11 protein-coding genes are annotated in these 18,225 nt (G+C 63.3%); 4 read left to right on the top strand and 7 right to left on the bottom strand.

The features are described from left to right. Window positions 1-96 precede the first annotated feature (96 nt). Genes glgB through KHN93_RS00825 form a run of 3 tightly spaced genes read right to left on the bottom strand, consistent with a single transcriptional unit; the run spans window position 97 to window position 8,755 of the window. A complete protein-coding gene (gene glgB, locus KHN93_RS00835; RefSeq protein WP_039518359.1) occupies window positions 97-2,280 on the bottom strand; it encodes a 1,4-alpha-glucan branching protein GlgB in 2,184 nt (727 codons plus the stop codon). An 11-nt stretch (window positions 2,281-2,291) separates the two neighbouring features. Then, window positions 2,292-5,642 carry a maltose alpha-D-glucosyltransferase gene (gene treS / locus KHN93_RS00830; protein WP_211921555.1) on the bottom strand — a complete coding sequence of 1,117 codons (3,351 nt, stop codon included), beginning with the start codon at window positions 5,640-5,642 and terminating at the stop codon, window positions 2,292-2,294. Beyond that, window positions 5,639-8,755, bottom strand: a complete 3,117-nt coding sequence (locus tag KHN93_RS00825) for a maltotransferase domain-containing protein (protein WP_211921553.1) — start codon at window positions 8,753-8,755, stop codon at window positions 5,639-5,641. Before KHN93_RS00825 ends, treS begins: the two co-directional genes overlap by 4 nt. Before the next feature lie 365 nt (window positions 8,756-9,120). On the opposite strand from KHN93_RS00825, the gene KHN93_RS00820 reads away from it, so the two are divergent. Further along, the gene (locus tag KHN93_RS00820; RefSeq protein WP_211921551.1) at window positions 9,121-9,996 is read left to right on the top strand and encodes a hypothetical protein; all 876 of its coding nucleotides are present in this window, start codon (window positions 9,121-9,123) and stop codon (window positions 9,994-9,996) included. A 172-nt stretch (window positions 9,997-10,168) separates the two neighbouring features. Here KHN93_RS00820 and KHN93_RS00815 read toward each other — a convergent pair whose 3' ends face one another. Beyond that, window positions 10,169-10,849, bottom strand: coding sequence for a DUF4142 domain-containing protein (locus tag KHN93_RS00815; protein ID WP_244812180.1), 681 nt, complete (start codon window positions 10,847-10,849; stop codon window positions 10,169-10,171). A 224-nt stretch (window positions 10,850-11,073) separates the two neighbouring features. Between KHN93_RS00815 and KHN93_RS00810 the strand changes: the two genes are divergently transcribed. After that, window positions 11,074-11,739: a hypothetical protein gene (locus KHN93_RS00810; protein ID WP_211921549.1), complete on the top strand. Its 666-nt coding sequence runs from the start codon at window positions 11,074-11,076 to the stop codon at window positions 11,737-11,739. A gap of 281 nt (window positions 11,740-12,020) precedes the next feature. Then, the gene (locus KHN93_RS21485) at window positions 12,021-13,280 is read left to right on the top strand and encodes a hypothetical protein (protein ID WP_244812179.1); all 1,260 of its coding nucleotides are present in this window, start codon (window positions 12,021-12,023) and stop codon (window positions 13,278-13,280) included. A 2,144-nt stretch (window positions 13,281-15,424) separates the two neighbouring features. On the opposite strand, the gene KHN93_RS00795 is transcribed toward KHN93_RS21485, so the two are convergent. After that, complete coding sequence (locus KHN93_RS00795; RefSeq protein WP_211921547.1) at window positions 15,425-15,850, bottom strand: hypothetical protein; 426 nt, start codon at window positions 15,848-15,850, stop codon at window positions 15,425-15,427. Window positions 15,851-15,910: 60 nt separating this feature from the next. Then, complete coding sequence (locus KHN93_RS00790) at window positions 15,911-16,387, bottom strand: DUF4262 domain-containing protein (protein ID WP_211921545.1); 477 nt, start codon at window positions 16,385-16,387, stop codon at window positions 15,911-15,913. Window positions 16,388-16,623: 236 nt separating this feature from the next. Between KHN93_RS00790 and KHN93_RS00785 the strand changes: the two genes are divergently transcribed. After that, complete coding sequence (locus tag KHN93_RS00785) at window positions 16,624-17,355, top strand: carbon-nitrogen hydrolase family protein (RefSeq protein ID WP_211921543.1); 732 nt, start codon at window positions 16,624-16,626, stop codon at window positions 17,353-17,355. 173 nt (window positions 17,356-17,528) lie between these two features. Here the strand turns inward: KHN93_RS00785 and KHN93_RS00780 are convergent, their stop codons facing one another. After that, window positions 17,529-17,753: a hypothetical protein gene (locus KHN93_RS00780; RefSeq protein ID WP_211921541.1), complete on the bottom strand. Its 225-nt coding sequence runs from the start codon at window positions 17,751-17,753 to the stop codon at window positions 17,529-17,531. Window positions 17,754-18,225 lie beyond the last annotated feature (472 nt).

The following is an 18,225-nucleotide window of genomic DNA, read 5'->3' as shown; positions in this document are numbered from 1 at the left end:
GGTGGGTGGGCGCAGCGAGGTGTTGGCCGCTCTACGGCGCGCAATCTAACAGGTGCCACAGCGCCGGACCAGCGGTCCGGCGCTGTGTGTGCTGCATCAGCCCTGCGGCGTCAGCACGATGACGCCCAGCGGCGGCAATAGCAGCGGCAGGGATTGCGCATGGCCATGCATGGACTGCTGCTCGGCGCTCACCACACCGCCATTGCCCAGATTCGCGCCGCCGTAGATGCCGGCATCGCTATTGAACACCTCGCGCCACTGGCCGCCTTGCGGCACGCCGATGCGGTAGCCGTGCTGCACGATCGGGGTGAAGTTGATCACCACCAGCACCGGCGCATCGCCGCGCTTTGCCTTGCGCAGGAACGCGACCACGCTGTTGGCCGCGTCATCGCCGACCACCCAGGCAAACCCGGCCGGGTCGTCGTCCTGCGCGTGCAGCGCGGGGTATTCGACATACAGCCGATTCAGATCGCGCACCAGGGTCTGCACGCCGCGATGGCGCGGGTCGTCGAGCAGATGCCAGGGGATACCGCCGTCGTGGTTCCACTCGGTGGGCTGGCCGAATTCGCAGCCCATGAACAGCAACTTGCGGCCCGGGTGGGTGAACATGTAACCCAGGTAGGCGCGCAGGTTGGCAAAGCGCTGCCAGTCGTCGCCCGGCATGCGGCCGAGCAACGAACCCTTGCCGTGCACCACTTCGTCGTGCGAGATCGGCAGCACGAAGCGCTCCGAATACGCATAGACCATGCTGAAAGTCAGCTCGCCATGGTGGTAACGGCGGTAGATCGGATCCAGCGCCGCGTAATGCAGGGTGTCGTGCATCCAGCCCATGTTCCACTTGTAGTGGAAGCCCAGGCCGCCGTGCGCCACATCGGCAGTGACGCCGGGGAACGCGGTGGATTCCTCGGCAATCATCACCGCACCCGGGGTGTGCTCGCGCACTACCTCGTTGAGCCGGCGCAGGAAGGCGATGGTCTCGTAGTTCTCGCGGCCGCCATGGATGTTGGGCACCCACTCGCCGGCATTGCGGCTGTAGTCGCGGTACAGCATCGAGGCCACCGCATCCACGCGCAGGCCGTCGACGTGGAAGCGCTGCAGGAACTCCAGCGCACTGGCGATCAGGAACCCGGACACCTCGCGCCGCCCGTGGTTGTAGATCAGCGTATTCCAGTCGCGGTGGAAGCCTTCGCGCGGGTCGGCATGTTCGTACAGCGCGGTGCCGTCGAAATGCGCCAGGCCATGGGCGTCGGTGGGGAAATGCGCCGGTACCCAGTCGACGATCACGCCGATGCCTTCGCGGTGGCAGCGATCGACGAAGCGGGCAAAGCCATCCGGCGAGCCGAAGCGCGCGGTCGGCGCGAACAGGCCCAGCGGCTGATAGCCCCACGAGCCACCGAACGGATGCTCGGTCACCGGCATCAGCTCGACATGGGTGAAGCCCATATCGGCCACGTACGGAATCAAGCGGTCGGCCAGGCCATCCCAGTCCAGGTCCACGCCTTCCTCGCGCAGCCAGGAACCGGCATGGATCTCGTAGATGCTCATCGGTGCGTCGTGCGCCTGGCGGCGCGCGCGCGTGGCCATCCAGCCATCATCGCTCCACTGATGCGGGGTGGGATCGGCCACGATCGAGGCGGTGCCCGGCGCCAGCTCGGCACGCCGCGCCACCGGGTCGGCCTTGGCCGGCAACTCGTTCCCATGCGGGCCGCGCAGCTGGTACTTGTAATGCGCACCGGGGCCGACGTCGGGCACGAACAGCTCCCACACGCCGGACTGGTGCCGCAGCCGCATCGGATGCCGACGCGCGTCCCAACTGTTGAAATCGCCCACCACCGCCACGCGCGTGGCGTTGGGTGCCCATACCGCAAAGCGCGTGCCGCGTACGCCATCGACTTCGATCGCGTTGGCGCCGAGCGCATCGGCCAACTGCAGATGATGGCCTTCGCTGATCAGATGCAGGTCGAAGTCGCTGAGTTGCGGGCCGAACGCATACGGGTCGGCGGTGTCCTGCTCGCCGCCGGGCCAGCCGATGCGCAGGCGGTAGCCGCCCTGCGCCGGCAACGCGCCGGCGAACAGGCCCGGCTCCGGGCCCGCCTCCAGCGCGATGACCTGGCCATCGTCGAGCACGGCATTGACGTAGTTGGCACCCGGTTGATAGGTGCGCAGCAGCCGACCGCTGTCGGTCGGGTGCGCGCCCAGGATGGCGAATGCATCGCCATGGCGTGCCTCGGCCAGGGCGCGGGTTGCGCCGGGATCCCATCGATTGGTCACTGCTGTCATCACTCCACTCATCATGTGTCTCCCGCACCAGCGCGCGCGCGGTGCAGGATGCGTCGCAAGCCCTCGATCGGCACCATCAGCCAGCCGGGGCGGTTGGCAGCCTCGTAACGCACCTCGTAACAGGCCTTCTCCACCAGGAACAGCAAGGTGGCTGCGTTGAACGCTGCCGGTGCGATCCACGGGTGCGTACTGGCGTCGAGCACGGCATGGTACGCGTCCAGAAACGCCTGTGTGGAGCGGCGACGGAACTGCACCAGGAACTCGTCCAGATGCGTGTCCACGCCCACGCCCGCACGGGCGGCGGTGCCTTCCTCGCCACGTGCCGACACTTCGCTGGCGTAATCGAGCGAGCGCAGGAAGCCGGCCACATCGCGCAGCGGGCTGGCCTTGGCGCGCCGCTCGGATAGCGGCTTGGCCGGCTCGCCTTCGAAGTCGATCAGCACCACATCGTCGAAGGCCACCAGGATCTGGCCCAGGTGGAAGTCGCCGTGCACGCGGGTCAGCAAGGAATCGGCCAGCACGCTCGGTGCCTGGGCGAGCAAGGCATCCAGCTGCGGGCGCTCGGCCAGCACCGCCTGCAGCGCTTCGCGTTCGGTCGCATCGTCGCTGCCGGCCAGGCGTGCATTGACCGTGTCCCACATCTCTTCGACCTGGCGTGCAACGCCGGCCACCACATCGTTGGCGGTTGGCAGGTCGATGCGCTGCGGGGCGAAGTCGGCATCGTCGGTGTCGCGCGACAAGGCCTCGTGCAGCTCGGCCAGGCGCTTGCCGACCACTGCGGCGAAGGCGTCGTAGCCGGCGATGGCCTCGGCACGCGATTCGTCGGTCTGCGCGGTGGCGTACTCGTCGAAGCTGCGTGCCAGATGGTCCAGCGTCCAGCGCCAGGCATCGCCCTGGTTGCGGATGAAGCCCTGCAACAGCGCGATCGTGGTGATGGTGCCTTGCGCATCGATACGGCTGACGCTGCCCAGCAAGGGCGCAGCGTTGGCGTAGCCCATCTCGGTCAGGCGACGGCCGATCTCGATCTCCGGGTTGGCGCCGTTGGCCACGTGCCGCAGCAGCTTGAACACCGCCTTGTCGGCGACCACCAGCGAACTGTTGCTCTGCTCGGCCGACAGCCAGCGGATCTCCGGATCCTGCGGTATCTCCAGCGTGGCCAGCGCCGGTGTCGCTTCGAAGCGCACCTGTCCCTGCTGCGAGGCATCGTCGCCATCGCAGAACTCCAGCGCGGCGTTGTCGCGCAAGGCGTCGATCACCCCGCGCACCATCGGCTTGAGCGCGAAGGCATCGGTGAGGTAACCCACCTCGCGGCCCTGGCGCACGCGGGCCAGCGCAAGCTGCTCGGCCAGGGTGCTGGGCTGGTCGCGCTCCCACACGATGCCGACCGGCAACATGTAGCTCTCGTGGTGGCCGTCTTCCAGCTCCACCTCCAGCTCCAGCAGACTCATCGGCTCTGCGCCCGGCAGCGGCGTACGGCGCGAGATGCGCACGTGCTTGAGTGCCTGGTCCTTGGCCGAGAACCAGCGCCGTGCCGACAACCAGGCCGGCAGGATCTCCGCTTCCAGCGTGGGCAGATGCGGCAGCAGCGCATTGCTCTCGTCGGTATCGCTGCGCAACACCAGCGTGCGGTAGTCCGGCAACGGCACCGGGCTGGGCACATGCCAGTCCGGCAAGGTGCCCTCGCTGACCAGCTGGAACGCGTAGAAGCCGAACGGCGGCACGGTGAGCAGATAGGTCAGCCGCCCGACCGGCGGGAAGCTGCCGCCGCCGATGATGTCCACCGGCACGCGGCCCTCGAACTCGGACAGGTCCAGCTCCACCGCCTGCAGCGTATGCGACAGGTTGGCCATGCACAGCACCGTCTCGTCCTGGTAGCACCGCAAGTAGGCCAGCATGCGGCGGTTGCCCGGATACAGAAAGCGCAGGCTGCCACGGCCGAAGGCCTGGTAGCGCTTGCGCACGCTGAGCACGCGGCGGGTCCAGGTCAGCAGCGAGTGCTGGTCGCGGATCTGCGCTTCCACATTGACCGCCTGGAAGCCGTACAGCGGGTCCATCACCGGCGGCAGCACCAGCTGCGCCGGGTCGGCGCGCGAGAAGCCGCCATTGCGGTCGATCGACCACTGCATCGGCGTGCGCACGCCATCGCGGTCGCCCAGATGGATGTTGTCGCCCATGCCGATCTCGTCGCCGTAATACAGCACCGGCGTGCCGGGCATGGTCAGCAACAGGGAGGTCATCAATTCGATGCGGCGGCGGTCGCGCTCCAGCAGCGGCGCCAGCCGGCGCCGGATGCCCAGATTGATGCGCGCGCGGCGGTCGGCGGCATAGGTCTGCCACAGGTAATCGCGCTCCGAGTCGGTGACCATTTCCAGCGTCAACTCATCGTGGTTGCGCAGGAAGATTGCCCACTGGCAGCTCTCCGGAATCTCCGGTGTCTGGCGCATGATGTCGGTGATCGGGAAGCGGTCTTCGCGCGCGATCGCCATGTACATGCGCGGCATCAGCGGGAAGTGGAACGCCATATGGCATTCGTCGGCGTTCTGGCCGAAATACTGCTGGGTGTCTTCCGGCCACATGTTGGCCTCGGCCAGCAGCATGCGGTCCGGGTACTCGGCATCCAGCGTGGCGCGGATCTTGCGCAGGATCGCGTGGGTTTCCGGCAGGTTCTCGTTGGAGGTGCCGGAGCGCTCGATCAGGTACGGCACCGCGTCCAGACGCAGGCCGTCCACACCGCGGTCCAGCCAAAAGCGCATCACTTCCAGCACCGCTTCCAGCACCGCCGGGTTGTCGAAGTTCAGATCCGGCTGGTGCGAGTAGAAGCGGTGCCAGAAGTACTGCCCGGCCACCGGGTCCCAGGTCCAGTTGGATTTTTCGGTATCGCAGAAAATGATCCGCGTGCCTTCGTATTCCTGGTCGGTGTCCGACCACACATAGAAGTCGCGCTCCGGCGAACCGGCCGGCGCGTTGCGTGCGCGCTGGAACCACGGATGCAGATCGGAGGTGTGGTTGATCACTAGCTCGGTGACGATGCGGATACCGCGTGCATGCGCCTGCGCCACCAGCTGCTCGAAGTCTTCGATGCTTCCGTAGTCCGGATGCACCGCCATGTATTCGGCGATGTCGTAGCCGTCGTCGCGGCGCGGGCTGGGGTAGAACGGCAGCAGCCAGATGGTGTCCACGCCGAGTTCGGCGATGTAGTCCAACTTGGAAATCAGCCCCGGGAAATCGCCGATGCCATCGTCGTTGGAGTCGAAGAACGACTTGACGTGCACCTGATAGATGATCGCGTCTTTGTACCAAAGCTGGTCTGCAACCACCGCGGACTGTTCCGCGTCGGCTTGTAACGATGGGACTGCATTCATGCGACCTCTCCTGCGCGGATGCGCCATAACGCGAACGGCCGCGTCGCCTCTAAACGGATGTGTTGCTGTTTTCCCTGCCATGTGAAGCGGTGGCCGTCCCACAGGTCGTCCACTGCCACGCTGGCGTGATCGGGCAGGCCCAACTCCCACAATGGCACTTCGATTGCGGCATCCTGCGCAGCGTTGGGGTCCAGGTTGATCGCCACCAACACCATGCTGCGGCTGCGCGACAGGTAGCCGGCATCCAGGAACTTGCCGAAGTACAGCACCTGGTCGTTGTGCGCCTGGTAGAAGCGCGTGCCCAGGTGCGACTGCAGCTCCGGGTGCATGCGGCGCAGCTGATTGAAGCGGGTGATCTCATCGACGATGTCGCCGGGCGCACGCTCGGGCCAGGCGCGCAGCTGGAACTTCTCCGAGTCCAGATACTCTTCCTTGCCCGGCGCCAGCGGCGTGGCCTCGCACAGCTCAAAGCCCTGATACATGCCCCACAGACCCGACAGCGTGGTCGCCAGCGCGGCGCGGATCAGATGCCCGTTACGCCCGCTGGTCTGCAGGAACAGCGGATTGATGTCCGGCGTGTTGACGAAGAAGTGCGGGCGGAAGCATTCACGCGGCACGCCCTGGTTCAACTCTTCCACATACTCCTGCAGCTCGTGCTTGTGGTTGCGCCAGGTGAAGTAGGTGTAGGACTGCGAGAAACCGCACTTGGCCAGGCGGTACATCATTTTCGGCCGGGTGAAGGCCTCCGACAGGAACACCACATCCGGCCGGCGCCCGCGGATATCGGCAATCAACCACTCCCAGAACGGGAACGGCTTGGTATGCGGGTTGTCGACGCGGAACAGCGTCACGCCCTCGTTGACCCAGAACAGCACCGCATCGCGCAGCGTGTTCCACAGGTCCGGCACCGCGCCGCTGGCATAGAAGTCGACGTTGACGATGTCCTGGTACTTCTTCGGCGGGTTCTCCGCATACGGAATCGAGCCATCTGCGCGCCAGGTGAACCAGTCCTTGTGGTCCTTCAACCACGGGTGATCTGGCGCGCACTGGATGGCGAAGTCCAGTGCCACTTCCAGCCCATGCGCACGTGCGGCCTGGATCAACCTGCGGAAGCCTCCGAGCCCGCCGAGCTCGGCATGCACCTCGGTATGCCCGCCATCGGCCGCGCCGATCGCATACGGGCTGCCCGGCTCGCCGTCGACCGCGGTGACCGAGTTGTTGCGGCCCTTGCGGTTCTTCGCGCCGATCGGGTGGATTGGCGGCATGTACAGCACGTCGAAGTTCATCGCGCGGATATGCGCCAGGCGCTTGATCACATCGTCGAAGGTGCCGTGTTGCTGCGGATCGCCGCTTTGCGAGCGCGGGAACAATTCGTACCAGCTGGCGAAATGCGCCGCGCGCCGCTCGGACTCCACCCGGAAGGTCACCGGCGTCTCGGAGCGGAACGGCTTGTCGTCGGCCGCTGCCATCGCCTGCGCGGTGTCCGGCTCCAGCACGATCGCCAGCTGCTGCAGCGGCTCGCTCTGCGCGCCGATACGCGTGAGGACGGCCTGCAGGCGCTCGGCCAAGGCACCGCTGCTGCGTGCATGCGCGGCCTGCACCACGGCCACCGCTTCCTGCACGTCCACCGGCAGCACCGTGTTGGCGGCACGCTTCTTTTCCAGATCCGCATGCAAGGTGGCGAACACATCGCGCCAGCCTTCCACCCGGAACTCATAGGTGCCGATGCGCTCCAGCGGGAACTCTGCACGCCAGCGATCGTTGCCCAACGCACGCATCGGCGCGCTGGCCCAGGTCTTGGCATCGGCCGGGCGCCACAGCACCGCCACCGCGATGCGGTCGTGCCCATCGCAGAACGCGTCGGCTTCCACGCATATGCGGTCGCCCACGGTGCGCTTGACCGGGAAGCGGCCGTTATCGACCGACGGCGTCACCGACTCGATGCACACGCGCGGCCAGGCGGCCGCGGTCTGCGGGCGCGGGCGCATGCGCGGCACCGCAAGCACGTGCCGTGCCGGCACGCTGCGATAGACCCGCACCTCGCCCGGCTCCAATGCTTCCAGCGTCGCGCCGGAGAGCGTGCTGCCATCCTCGCCCACCAGGGCTTCGGCATCGCCGAGCAGGCGCAGCAGATCCGGCGCCGGGACCGGCACCACATGATCGGCATCGCCATTGATCAACAGCAGCGACGGCAAGCCGCCCAGCGGCTCGATCGCCACCGCCGTCAGGCCAGTGCCCTCGCGCAGCAGCGGACGCAACCGCAGGCCGGCATTGCTGGGCGGCACGCCATCGCTGGCCCTGATCGACAAGGGCAATGTCTCCAGCTGCGTCTCGTCCAGCAGCCACGCACCGCCCAGTGCCTGGGCCAGCTGCCAGTGCTGCGCGGCAGTGGCCGCACGTTTGCCATCGGGCGCGCCCACCACCGCCACGACCTGCGACGCCAACGCGCGCAGCGCCGTGTCTTCGTCGAAGAACCAGCTGCCGCGCCCGTCCCACCATGCGAGCGAGGAGAACGCAACATCGAACCCGGCACCGGCCAGCTGCTGCAAGGCCTCGATGCCCAGGCCCGGCGTCCACGCCGCAAACACCACCTCCGGTGCCTGCGCATGCACGCGGGCGATCAACTCGCGCCAGCGCTGCGCCGGCACCTGCTGCGGCTGCAGCAGGCGGAAGCCGGCCACACCCTGCGAGGCCCAGTCCAGCAAACGTGCGCTCCACCATTCCACCAGCGCCGCACCTTCCTGCGCATAGGTAAAGCGTGCCTCGGCCACTTCCGGCGTGGCGCGCGGCTGGCGCGGGTCCGGCACCGCCGTGCTACGTGCCCGGAACCACTGCGGGTTGTCGCGCACCACGGCGCTGGCACCGCCCACTTCATCCAGGCGCACATCGAGCAGCAGCTTCACGCCGACCCGGTGCGCGGCCTGCACCACCTCGCGCAGACGCTGCGCGTCTTCCTCGCCGGTGGTGGCGACCTCGCTCAGCCGGCCTTCGGCATCGCGTGCAAACGGCGGCGCGAGCACCACATGGTCAAAGCCCGCCTCACGTGCCGACTTGCAGCGCTGCTCCAGCCCGGCCTGCTCGCCGGCTGCTTCATTGAGAACACAGATCCGCATGGCGCCCCCTCAGCAGACCACGGCGCGCGCACGCACCGTGACAAAGGAGACGACGCGGGCCGACCCACCCCGCAGATCCACCAGCGCGCGGTCACGACGCACCAGTCCAACTCCCGTCCGGATCGACCCCTGCCTACTCAAGGCCTGGTCGACCCTTTCTACCGTGACTGCACTCATGCGCAACTCCGCAACGATTCTTGACCGATGCAGTCAAGCACCCCCACTGCGAATTTCATGTGTCGGTGGAATTGACGAAAATCAAACAAGCCCGGCAGTGGTGAGGGCTCAGGCAGCGCTGGCCAAGTCCCAAGGGTTGTAGGCTAGGGCCTCAACCTGCAGGGAGAGCAAGGATGCGGAGCTACGTCATGGCGGCACTGCTGGCCATCGCCACAGTTGCAACGGCAAAGGATCAGAGGCTGAGCCCGAGCCGTGCCGGAGAGATCGTAGGGCTTTGGCAAGACGTCAGCGTCAACGACGACATCGTCAAGGAGGACTACGCCGGCTTCGTGCAGGTCGTCGACCTGGACAAGGATGGAGTCGATGAGATCGTCTATTTGAGTTCTTCGTATTGCTCGGGTTCCACTTCCGACTGCCCCAACAGCATCGATGTATTGCGCAAGCACCCACCCAGGAAGGCACCCAACGTCAGCGCTCCGATCGACCAATGGGAAACCAGGGCACGCAAGACCGGTTACACGCCAGACGCCAGCGAGCAGATTCCTGGCGAAGTGATGACTCTTGCGGTCCAAGGCAATCGCATCGAGGTCGTGTTCGTCGTGCAGGAGAGCTCGCCAATCTGCAAACGGGAACAACCCAATCCGGACGGGTCGCAGCGCTGTCCCGCCCCCGGCCGCTACAGCTGGACGTACACCTGGAAGCCAGGCGCGTTGACGCGCATTACCGGCGCTGGCAGCTACGAACCACACGTCCCCAAGGCCCATTTTCCCGAGCAACTGCGAGGCGCCTGGGTCACCGCAGGGGTCGTCTGCCGCGACGCCGAGACAGCGGACCCCAAGCACCTCATCCAGTTCGGCTGGGATCACATGACCGGCAAGGGCGAAGACCTTTGGCCTAACGCGGTCATGCTGCTGGCGCGCACACCATGGACATGGCGCATCATCACCGCGTCTGCCAACGCGCCGAAGAAGGACGTTCCTGCAGTCTTCATCCTCAGCCAGATGGAAGACCGCCTGATCATTGCAGAGCAAACCCGCGTCAGAACCTTCGATCGGTGCCGCTGAGCAGAAGGTCGGTTGCATCACGTGTGCGGCAACGCGACGTGGGCTCGAACGCATTGCCAGAGCACGTTTGATCGACGTCCGCGCAGGTCCCTGACGTTTAAAAGGGCGACGTCACGCTCACTCGCCGCTTGCAGACCAGGCGTGGCAGACCGGCGATCTGCCACGCCCACGCTCACATCGCCTTCTTGATGGCTTCCGCCTTCGCCAGGTGCTGCTCGACGTGCGTCTTGGTCTCGGTCAGGTGCTGCTTGACCGGCTCGGTCGACGCCACCGTCATCATGTGCGTCTCGATCAGCTGCAGCGCGTCCTTGTGCCCGGCGATCATTGCATCGATGTAGGCCGCCGCGTAGTCCTTGCCGGACTTCTGCCCCAGCGTGGACAGGTCCTGCTCGCCCTTGCTCTCCAGTTTCTTGACGTCTGGGGTTTCAGCCAGCGTCCCCAGCGCCTTGGTTTTTTCCAGGTTCTCGGTGTGCTCTTTCTCCATCATCTTCGCGTAGTCCAGCACCGCGCCGGTGACCTTCTTGTCCTGCGCCTGCTTCGCTGCGGCGATCTCGTGATTGTCCACCGCCCCGAGCAAGCCAAGGGCGATGTCGTCTCCGGAACTCGCGCGCGCCGCGCCTTCAGGCGCCGGGCTGGCTTCGCCGACAGGCGGCGTGGTCGGGGTCGCCGCGCCACCGGTCGGCGTCGGCTCGGTGGACGCGGCAGGCGCTGCGGCCTCCTTGTCGGCATTCGGCTTGCAGCCAGCGAGCGCCAGCGCCGCGACGATGGACAGGACCAACAGTGACTGTTTCATGCTCCACTCCCTCTCGATTGGAGACAGCAGCATCTGCCTGCCCAGGTGAAGAAGGCTCATACACGTCCACTGAGTGATTCAGACGTACGCATCTCCCGCAGGCGAATGCACAACGCAGCACCATGCGCGGTACCACGCCGCAATCGGCAGCCCGCGCTTGCGCGCGGGCGTGGAGCTGGACGTGGTCAGCGCAGCTGTGGCATGCGTGGCGTGTGGTGGCACTTTCCTGCTGAAAGACGGCCCGGTTTGCCGCACACTACCGCGCCACATTTGGAGTGATTGCCATGCACAAGGCCTGGATGCTTGCCCTGTTGGGCGTTTCGCCGCTGGTCCACGCCGCGCCTGCCGACGACGATGCCACCTGCCGCAATGGGTTGTTCACCAGCGCGCCGGTGGCGTTCTCACTCGGCAAGGTCATCCCGCCGCGCCTGTACCTGCTCAAGGACACCGATGGTTGCCCGGACACGGGCGGGACCGCATGCCAGGGGCGCGCCTACGTGGTCAAGAACGATATCGTCCTGACGGCGCAGCGCCGCAATGCCTACGTCTGCGTGCTCTATCCCAACAAGGGAGGCGGCAATGCTGGTTGGGTCGCACAGTCCAGCCTGCAGATGCAGCCAAGCGCGACCACACCCACAGCGCAGGCGTGGAACGGCCACTGGCACAACGGCGACAACACGCTGCAATTGACCACCAACCCAGACGGCAGCATCACCGTCAACGGCGATGCGTACTGGCCCAGCGCCTTTCCCGACCCGGAACAGACGCCGGGCGGTCCGCACACGGGCTCGATCACCGCGCGTGGCTATCCAGAAGGCAACCGCGTCGAAGTCAACGAGGACACGTGCAAGGTGCGCCTGCAATTGCTGGGCGACATGCTGCTGGCCGACGACAACCTGGAATGCGGCGGAATGAACGTTTCCTTCGGCGGGGTGTACCGAAAGAAGTAATCGCAAGCCTAGCCACCCAGGTGCGCCGCACGCCTGCAGTGGAAGGCGCATCGAGGCAGGCACGCCATCGACCACCGCGCGACATAAAAGCCGATGCGAAGCAGCGCGGTGCGGTCTGCGGTGACCCGCACCGACCAGCACGGGTTCGGCTCGCTCGATCCCGCAAGCGGTGCGGTGGATGCTGATAGCAGCAGGACGCGCCAGAAGACCTTGTCAGGGGTGACGCACCGCGTAGACCGGCGTCATCTATCATTGCCGATTGCTGTTTTGAAGGAATTGCGTTGAGACGTTCCGCCACGCGTTTGATGCGCGCACCGCTGCTTGCTGCCATGGCGTTGCTTGCCGCTTGCAGCACAACCAACACCACCAACAAATCGTTGCTGCCGTCGGCGGACAATCCCGGCAACGCTAGTTACTGCATCGGGCGTCTTGCCGTGACGACCGATATGTCCCTGCATTTTCTGGGAAGTTCCGCGCAGTTTTACTGGGGCGACATCGATACCTACCGCGAGGACGCGGCCAGCTATGCGCAGCGCCTGCTGAGCGCACAAGCAACGGCCAGCGATGGTAAGGTGCGCCAACTGATCAAGCCGGTGGAAACGCTGGCACAGGACGATGGCAGGGTCATCGTCGCACACGCGGAAGACACGTTGCCGCTCGACCCGAATGTCGTACAGGTCACCGGTTTCGCCCATCGCGATGGCACCACTTTTCGCTTTCAAAAGACGGCGATCAGCCGCCTGCAGGACATCACCGAACGGCGCACCAAGGAAATCCTGGCTTCGATCACCAGCAGCGCATCGCCCTTCCCGCCAGCGGCACAGTCCCAGCAGGGGTTTTGCATCATGCACGGCACCGTCAATCTGGCACCCGGACACGACTGGCACGAAGCCTCCAGGGTCGAGGGAGAATTCACCCTGCAGGAAACGCGCTACCGTTTCAGTCTGCGTTCGCGCTACCTGCGCTCGCTGTCGTTGAACGAGCAGGAAGTGACGAACCAGCGCGATCTGCTAATGGCACTGGCGGGCGCCGTACCGAACTCCGGCCTGGCGCCGATCAGTGAACTGTCAGGTGCCGCCGGCAACCCATTGCAAGGCAGTGCCCGCCTGCTCGATATGACGACAGCCGACGGCAAGCAACAGGTCTACGAGTGGCACATGCCGGCCGTCAGTACAGCACCCAATACGCCAGCAACGTTTCTCTACATCTGGCCAGCGTCCGGGCAAGCGTCAGCGCAGGACCAGGCCAATTTCGCGCGTTGGGTTGTGTCCCATCCGCAGCAGGCGACACCGCTGCTACAGATAAAGCCGATGGCCAGCAACGGTGAACATCAACAAGCGACGCCAGCAGTAGAAGAGAGCAGGCTGGTGTACCGGATGCAGCTGCATTACCACGGCGACCAAGCTGCCGGCGGGCGCCATTACGTGATCTACAAGGATGGCCAGAAAGTCGACGATGGGCGCAGCGATGCCAACGGATTCACCAAGGCACACAATGCCGATTACGACCAGATATGGACAACCAAGGTGCTCAACAAATGAGTCCCTGCTTCAGTGCACCAGCCAAATCTCAAGACCCGTAATTCGGCTTCCTCCTGACTGTGCGGACCTAGCGCCGCAGCTGCCGCTGGAGGAGCAAGCGCTCGCCCCATCTTCTTGATGCCTGCAGGTAGCGGCTTACAGATGCCAGGTGTAACCAGGGGCGGCCGATGGTCGCAAGCACTACACAACCGGCCACTACGCCTGCGAGTGCGAGGAGCCAGAGCAGGAAACCAGTCGGGTTTGGTCTGTATGCCATAACTATCTAGTGTCTCCAATCAACGCAGAAAGCCATGAAATCATCGTCCCTTCTGCTTACCAGGAAACCTGCAATCTGCTGTATCGAGACGACAAAGCTCTCTCCTCACCGCAAGCACAGCAAATCTCGATTCACTCCTACTTACGATGCGCCGATGACGTAGGAAGACGGGGTGACAGGCGAGCATGGTGTGATAGCCGGGACGTAAGTGCTGCAGCGAGGCAATTCCTACCTGAGCGAGTTGTCAGGCGCTCCGTTGATGCTTCCCAGCAAGAAATGCAATTGCCTCTGGATCCTGGCTAGTGATGTGATCCGTGATGTGAAACACCTCCTTGCACCACGGGTGATTCAGTGCCTGAGCCCGGTCGAGCACGGCCCCAAGAAACGTTGCTTTGGACCATGGCGACTCTGCGGCATCGGTGAGCCCAACGTTATACGTCCCCTCTGTGGCCCAGAGGCGGAACGGAAATGCAATGCGGTCTGCTGGCGAGGCCGATTCACCCCACTCGCCGAGGCTGATCAAACCGCTTATATGCTCCGGTTCGTGCCCTGGCGTGTACTGAAGGTAGTAAACAGCGTGCGCGTTACCGTCATCTGTAACGAAACGCGTGAGGCGAATGGTCTCTTTCCCGCAGCACTCGCAGGAGGAAACGCTTGGTGGTTCAAACTCGATTGCAATCATATATTTTTGGCGCCTGACATCAGAGGTACGTCGCGCCGCACAGTGGCGACGGTATGAATGCGTGGTCAGAGAGATTCCAGTGAATCCTTACTTCTCATTCCCAAGTCATGCAATGCGCGTTCGACGTGTCAGACCTCATAAAGCTCGCCAGCTACGTCATGAGGGATAAGCTCCTGAATTGAACCGCGTCGCGAGGTGGGTTCGGCTTGAATGAGTTGTCAGGCTTTCCAGGAAAGGAGACCAGCAGCGATAAGCTTGAGACGCACCATGGCCTCATCGGTGCCGAGCCTGCAGGCCTTGCCATAGCTGGCACGACTCTCGGGGGTCTCAGGATGGATGTGAGCCAGGACGGTCTCGGCCAGTGCGCGATGTGGAGCTACGCGGGCTGCCAGCCGGCCTAGCAGCGCCTGGCCTGCAGCGTCGGACTCATGCCCGTCCAGTGCGTATGCCCAGTAAAAGTTATCGTACGCTGCACAGAAAGCTCCGAACGACAACGCACCGGCAGCACACTGCCGCACCAACTCATCGTGGTGATCGAGGGCGAGAACAAGTTCCGGCTCTGATGGGTAAGTGACCATATGCTCCAAAGGACCTAATGCCCGCGTCACCTCGCCGTCGCCGTGGAGGCAGTGCCGCTCACGTTACCTGCCATGCGACCGCCTGGATAGCGCCTCCAGCGCCGGTAGGTCACGCGTGGTCTCCAGTGGTGCGGTCCCTGAGCAACTGCCAAGGATAAGAGGCTGGGAACCGCTCGCGTATACCAACAGATCGGAGCCCAAGAGTGGAACGAACCCATCACTGACAAAATTGATTGAATCTTCCGCTGTTGCCTGGACACGGTCTCCTGGCTTCAGCTGACCTTTCCAGACCTTCAGCACGCGAAGCTCGACGAACTGCACAGCATCACGACCAAAACCGGGTGCCGCATAGCTCCTCTCGACATGCGCAGAGAACACGTGCTGAGCAGAGGAGTAGGCCTGCGCCGTGGATTGCTGCCTACCGCATGAGATGGCCATGGCAGGCGCAGTGACGGCGAGGCAAGCAGTGAGAACGGCGACTTTCAGCATGCTGCCCACCCGTTGAATAGATCTATGCCACGCCTGGATAGTTTAGCGCTCAACAAGCGTGAACTCATCGCCGACCGTGGCGAATGGCTGGCCCAGCTGGAGCGCCCCACGCGCATCACGCGAGTGCGGTACGAAGACCTCAACTGTCTCGCCCGATACGTGCGCCAATCACGTACAGATTGCACCCGTCTTGTCCTCCTGTCCGGGTGGCACCACAGACATCTCCATGCAGATGCAGGCGGCCCGGATGGCGCCCAAGACGGGCAGATTGCGAGAAGGACGCTTGAAGTAGCTCAACCATCTCCGCCGATACGGAACGTTCAACCCCAAGGTCACCAGCAACCTGAGCAATCGTTCCATCTGGGCGCATCAAGACACCGAATGGGATGAACTCGCCATGTGCCAGCAGCATGTACTCGGCAAATCCACGCGCCTCGTTACAGAGGGCATTCAGATCTTTGGAAGCCACACTACAGTCCTGATCCTGCCTGCTACGGGAGTACGGCAACGCGAATGCCTGGCGATACGTTGGTCGCCGGCAATTGCTATCGGTGATCGAATCCATCGCCTGACAGTCTTCATCCGCCACGTCGACGACCACCCAGCGGCCCTGGATGAAGGATTGTCAGTTGCCACTCGCGGCCTGGCCGAGTACCGGCTGAGCTGCACGGAACTCCGCACTGGACCGAGGGTGCCAAGGAAACAGACCGGACTTGGACGGCCACACAATCTGGTAAAGCGGAAAGTCGTCTCCCTGGTAGTACCAGCGGGCAAAGCCTACATGCTCGTAGTACTCCGACAATGGCGCTTCGGCAAAACAGCAGGAATAGTGATTAATGAGGGCATCTGTTGGTTGTGACAGGTCGAACGGCGTTCCGGCCTGCGCCGCATCCGCAACGATCGAGAGGATCTGGTGCGATACCCTTGAGGACAAGCCGAAGATGATCAATTCCGGGTGTCCAAACGTCTGGTACATGCCAGCGGTGAAGGAGTACCCAACCTGCTCGCCCTCCTCCATGATGTGGATGCAATGCCATCCATATTCGGCAACGTCATCAAGTAGCTGCCGCTCACTTTCGTCTACACCAATGCTGCGGACCATGCTTTGCGCCTGACTGCGACCCGACAGCCCAAGTGCGGTACGGTAATATCCTCGCCGAGCGGTTAAGTAAGGCCAGCACAGCCCGCCGGATACACAGGGGAACGATGCACGCTCGCTGGTGCAGCGTGGCGTGGTACCTCGACTGGCACCAGGCCTGGTCCTTTAAGCAGGTTCTGGTTACCCGCCTTTCGGAATCCGCTACGCTCAAACCCCAACACGTGGACATGAGACAGGCAATGAAGCTGACAGCTGCGCAAATCCTTTCAACGCCTGGCCAAGTCGAAGAGAACATCAGTAAGCACCTCGATGTCATTCGCCTGGCGGCGAGCAAGGGTGCGGATGTGCTGGTCTTTCCCGAGCTTTCCCTCACTGGTTACGAACCCGGATTGGCGCAGGTGCTGGCGGTGCAGCTGGCTGATCAGCGCTTTGATCAATTTCAGCTGGCAAGTGACCGGCACGGCATGCTCATCGCCGTTGGCGCGCCCACGAAGGGGGCAAAAGGCACCGAAATCAGCATGCTCTGCTTCCAACCGGGGCTGGAGCGCACAAGCTACTCCAAACAGCAGCTGCATCTCGACGAGTTACCGTTCTTCACCGCCGGTACCGAGCAGCTTGTTCTCAGACACGGAGATCAGCTGTTGGCGCCTGCCATTTGCTATGAGTCACTGCAGGCAAGCCATGCAGAACAAGCTGCAGCGTCAGGTGCTGGCGTGTACCTGGCAAGCGTGGCCAAATCGGAAAGGGGCGTGGCATCGGCCTATAGTCATTATCCGACGATTGCAAAAACGCATTCCCTGACTGTCTTGATGGCGAATTGTGTAGGCCCCGCCGATATCTTCGTAGGAGCGGGGCGGTCTGCCATCTGGAGCAATGACGGTGACCTCGTTTGCAGCGCTGATGTCTTCCAGGAGGCATTGGTGGCGTACGACACAAGGAATGGAGAAGCGAGCGTCTTCAGATTGCCTTGAGGTCACACTGTTGCTCATCCATCGCTCTCTTGCTTTTCATTGGCCCGGTTAATGTCGTGCAGATTAGAGACCTCAGCACACTGAAATGAAGCGGCGTGAGCCAACTCTCACAGCAAGCTGCGTTGATAGAAGATTGTCAATGCACATCTATCAAAGTCAGAGTTAGACAAAGCCTATCTGCCATCAGGCTGCTTGACCGTAAGAAAGCCAAGCGTACACAGGATGACACCCATCACGGCAAGGCCAATGACAACCAACTGCCGGATCTCATCGCTGGGCGAAGGAGCCTTGATTAGGCCCCTCAAGAAAACCAGTGCGGCCACCGCCAATAATATGAGACCGATTTTGCTATACGTGTTGATCAGGCCACTAAGAGAAAGGCGCATCTTCTTATTCATCCATGAAGTCCTTTGTAATCCGCAGTGAGCGATTAAACTACTACTGTAATATATTCCCGCACTCTGGGCTCTTGGTCAATCATTCAACGGTATCGAGTCCAGCATAAAAATGGCAACCACGTTTGCATTGCGGATGCGCCATGAAGGAATGAGAGGTCAAGTCGACTCATTAGATTAACCTGACCCCCACTTCTTGTGGCCTCATCGCCTTGTGTAAGGTACAGCCCAGCTCACCTGCGGCGCACTACGCCAGAGCTAGACAGTGTCTGCTGCATATGCGCGGCGCACTTCGTTTCTTACAGAGAATCTGTCTGTAGAAGAGCATGAAGATCTTCGGGTCCGGGCGCTATGAGTGACGTTGAACCGTTGCATGTGGCTGTGAGCCTGAACTTGGACTTGGTTGATTGATCCTCGATAGCGCGAACACCGTCGATAACGCACAAGACGCCGAACAGCGTTGCATCGGCCGCCA

It is taken from the genome of Xanthomonas arboricola pv. juglandis (assembly GCF_905367715.1).
Taxonomy (GTDB): domain Bacteria; phylum Pseudomonadota; class Gammaproteobacteria; order Xanthomonadales; family Xanthomonadaceae; genus Xanthomonas; species Xanthomonas arboricola.
The sequence above is the reverse complement of the archived record's forward strand: the minus strand, read 5'-3'. Positions and strand labels throughout refer to the sequence as shown.

What these genes read in the sequence shown, in the direction of transcription:
- glgB (WP_039518359.1), bottom strand. Translation starts at nt 2,280, where the DNA reads ATGACAGCAGTGACCAATCGATGGGATCCCGGCGCAACCCGCGCCCTG.
- KHN93_RS00825 (WP_211921553.1), bottom strand. Translation starts at nt 8,755, where the DNA reads ATGCGGATCTGTGTTCTCAATGAAGCAGCCGGCGAGCAGGCCGGGCTG.
- KHN93_RS00820 (WP_211921551.1), top strand. Translation starts at nt 9,121, where the DNA reads ATGGCGGCACTGCTGGCCATCGCCACAGTTGCAACGGCAAAGGATCAG.
- KHN93_RS00815 (WP_244812180.1), bottom strand. Translation starts at nt 10,849, where the DNA reads ATGAGCCTTCTTCACCTGGGCAGGCAGATGCTGCTGTCTCCAATCGAG.
- KHN93_RS00780 (WP_211921541.1), bottom strand. Translation starts at nt 17,753, where the DNA reads ATGAATAAGAAGATGCGCCTTTCTCTTAGTGGCCTGATCAACACGTAT.
- treS (WP_211921555.1), bottom strand. Translation starts at nt 5,642, where the DNA reads ATGAATGCAGTCCCATCGTTACAAGCCGACGCGGAACAGTCCGCGGTG.
- KHN93_RS00785 (WP_211921543.1), top strand. Translation starts at nt 16,624, where the DNA reads ATGAAGCTGACAGCTGCGCAAATCCTTTCAACGCCTGGCCAAGTCGAA.
- KHN93_RS00790 (WP_211921545.1), bottom strand. Translation starts at nt 16,387, where the DNA reads ATGGTCCGCAGCATTGGTGTAGACGAAAGTGAGCGGCAGCTACTTGAT.
- KHN93_RS00810 (WP_211921549.1), top strand. Translation starts at nt 11,074, where the DNA reads ATGCACAAGGCCTGGATGCTTGCCCTGTTGGGCGTTTCGCCGCTGGTC.
- KHN93_RS00795 (WP_211921547.1), bottom strand. Translation starts at nt 15,850, where the DNA reads ATGGATTCGATCACCGATAGCAATTGCCGGCGACCAACGTATCGCCAG.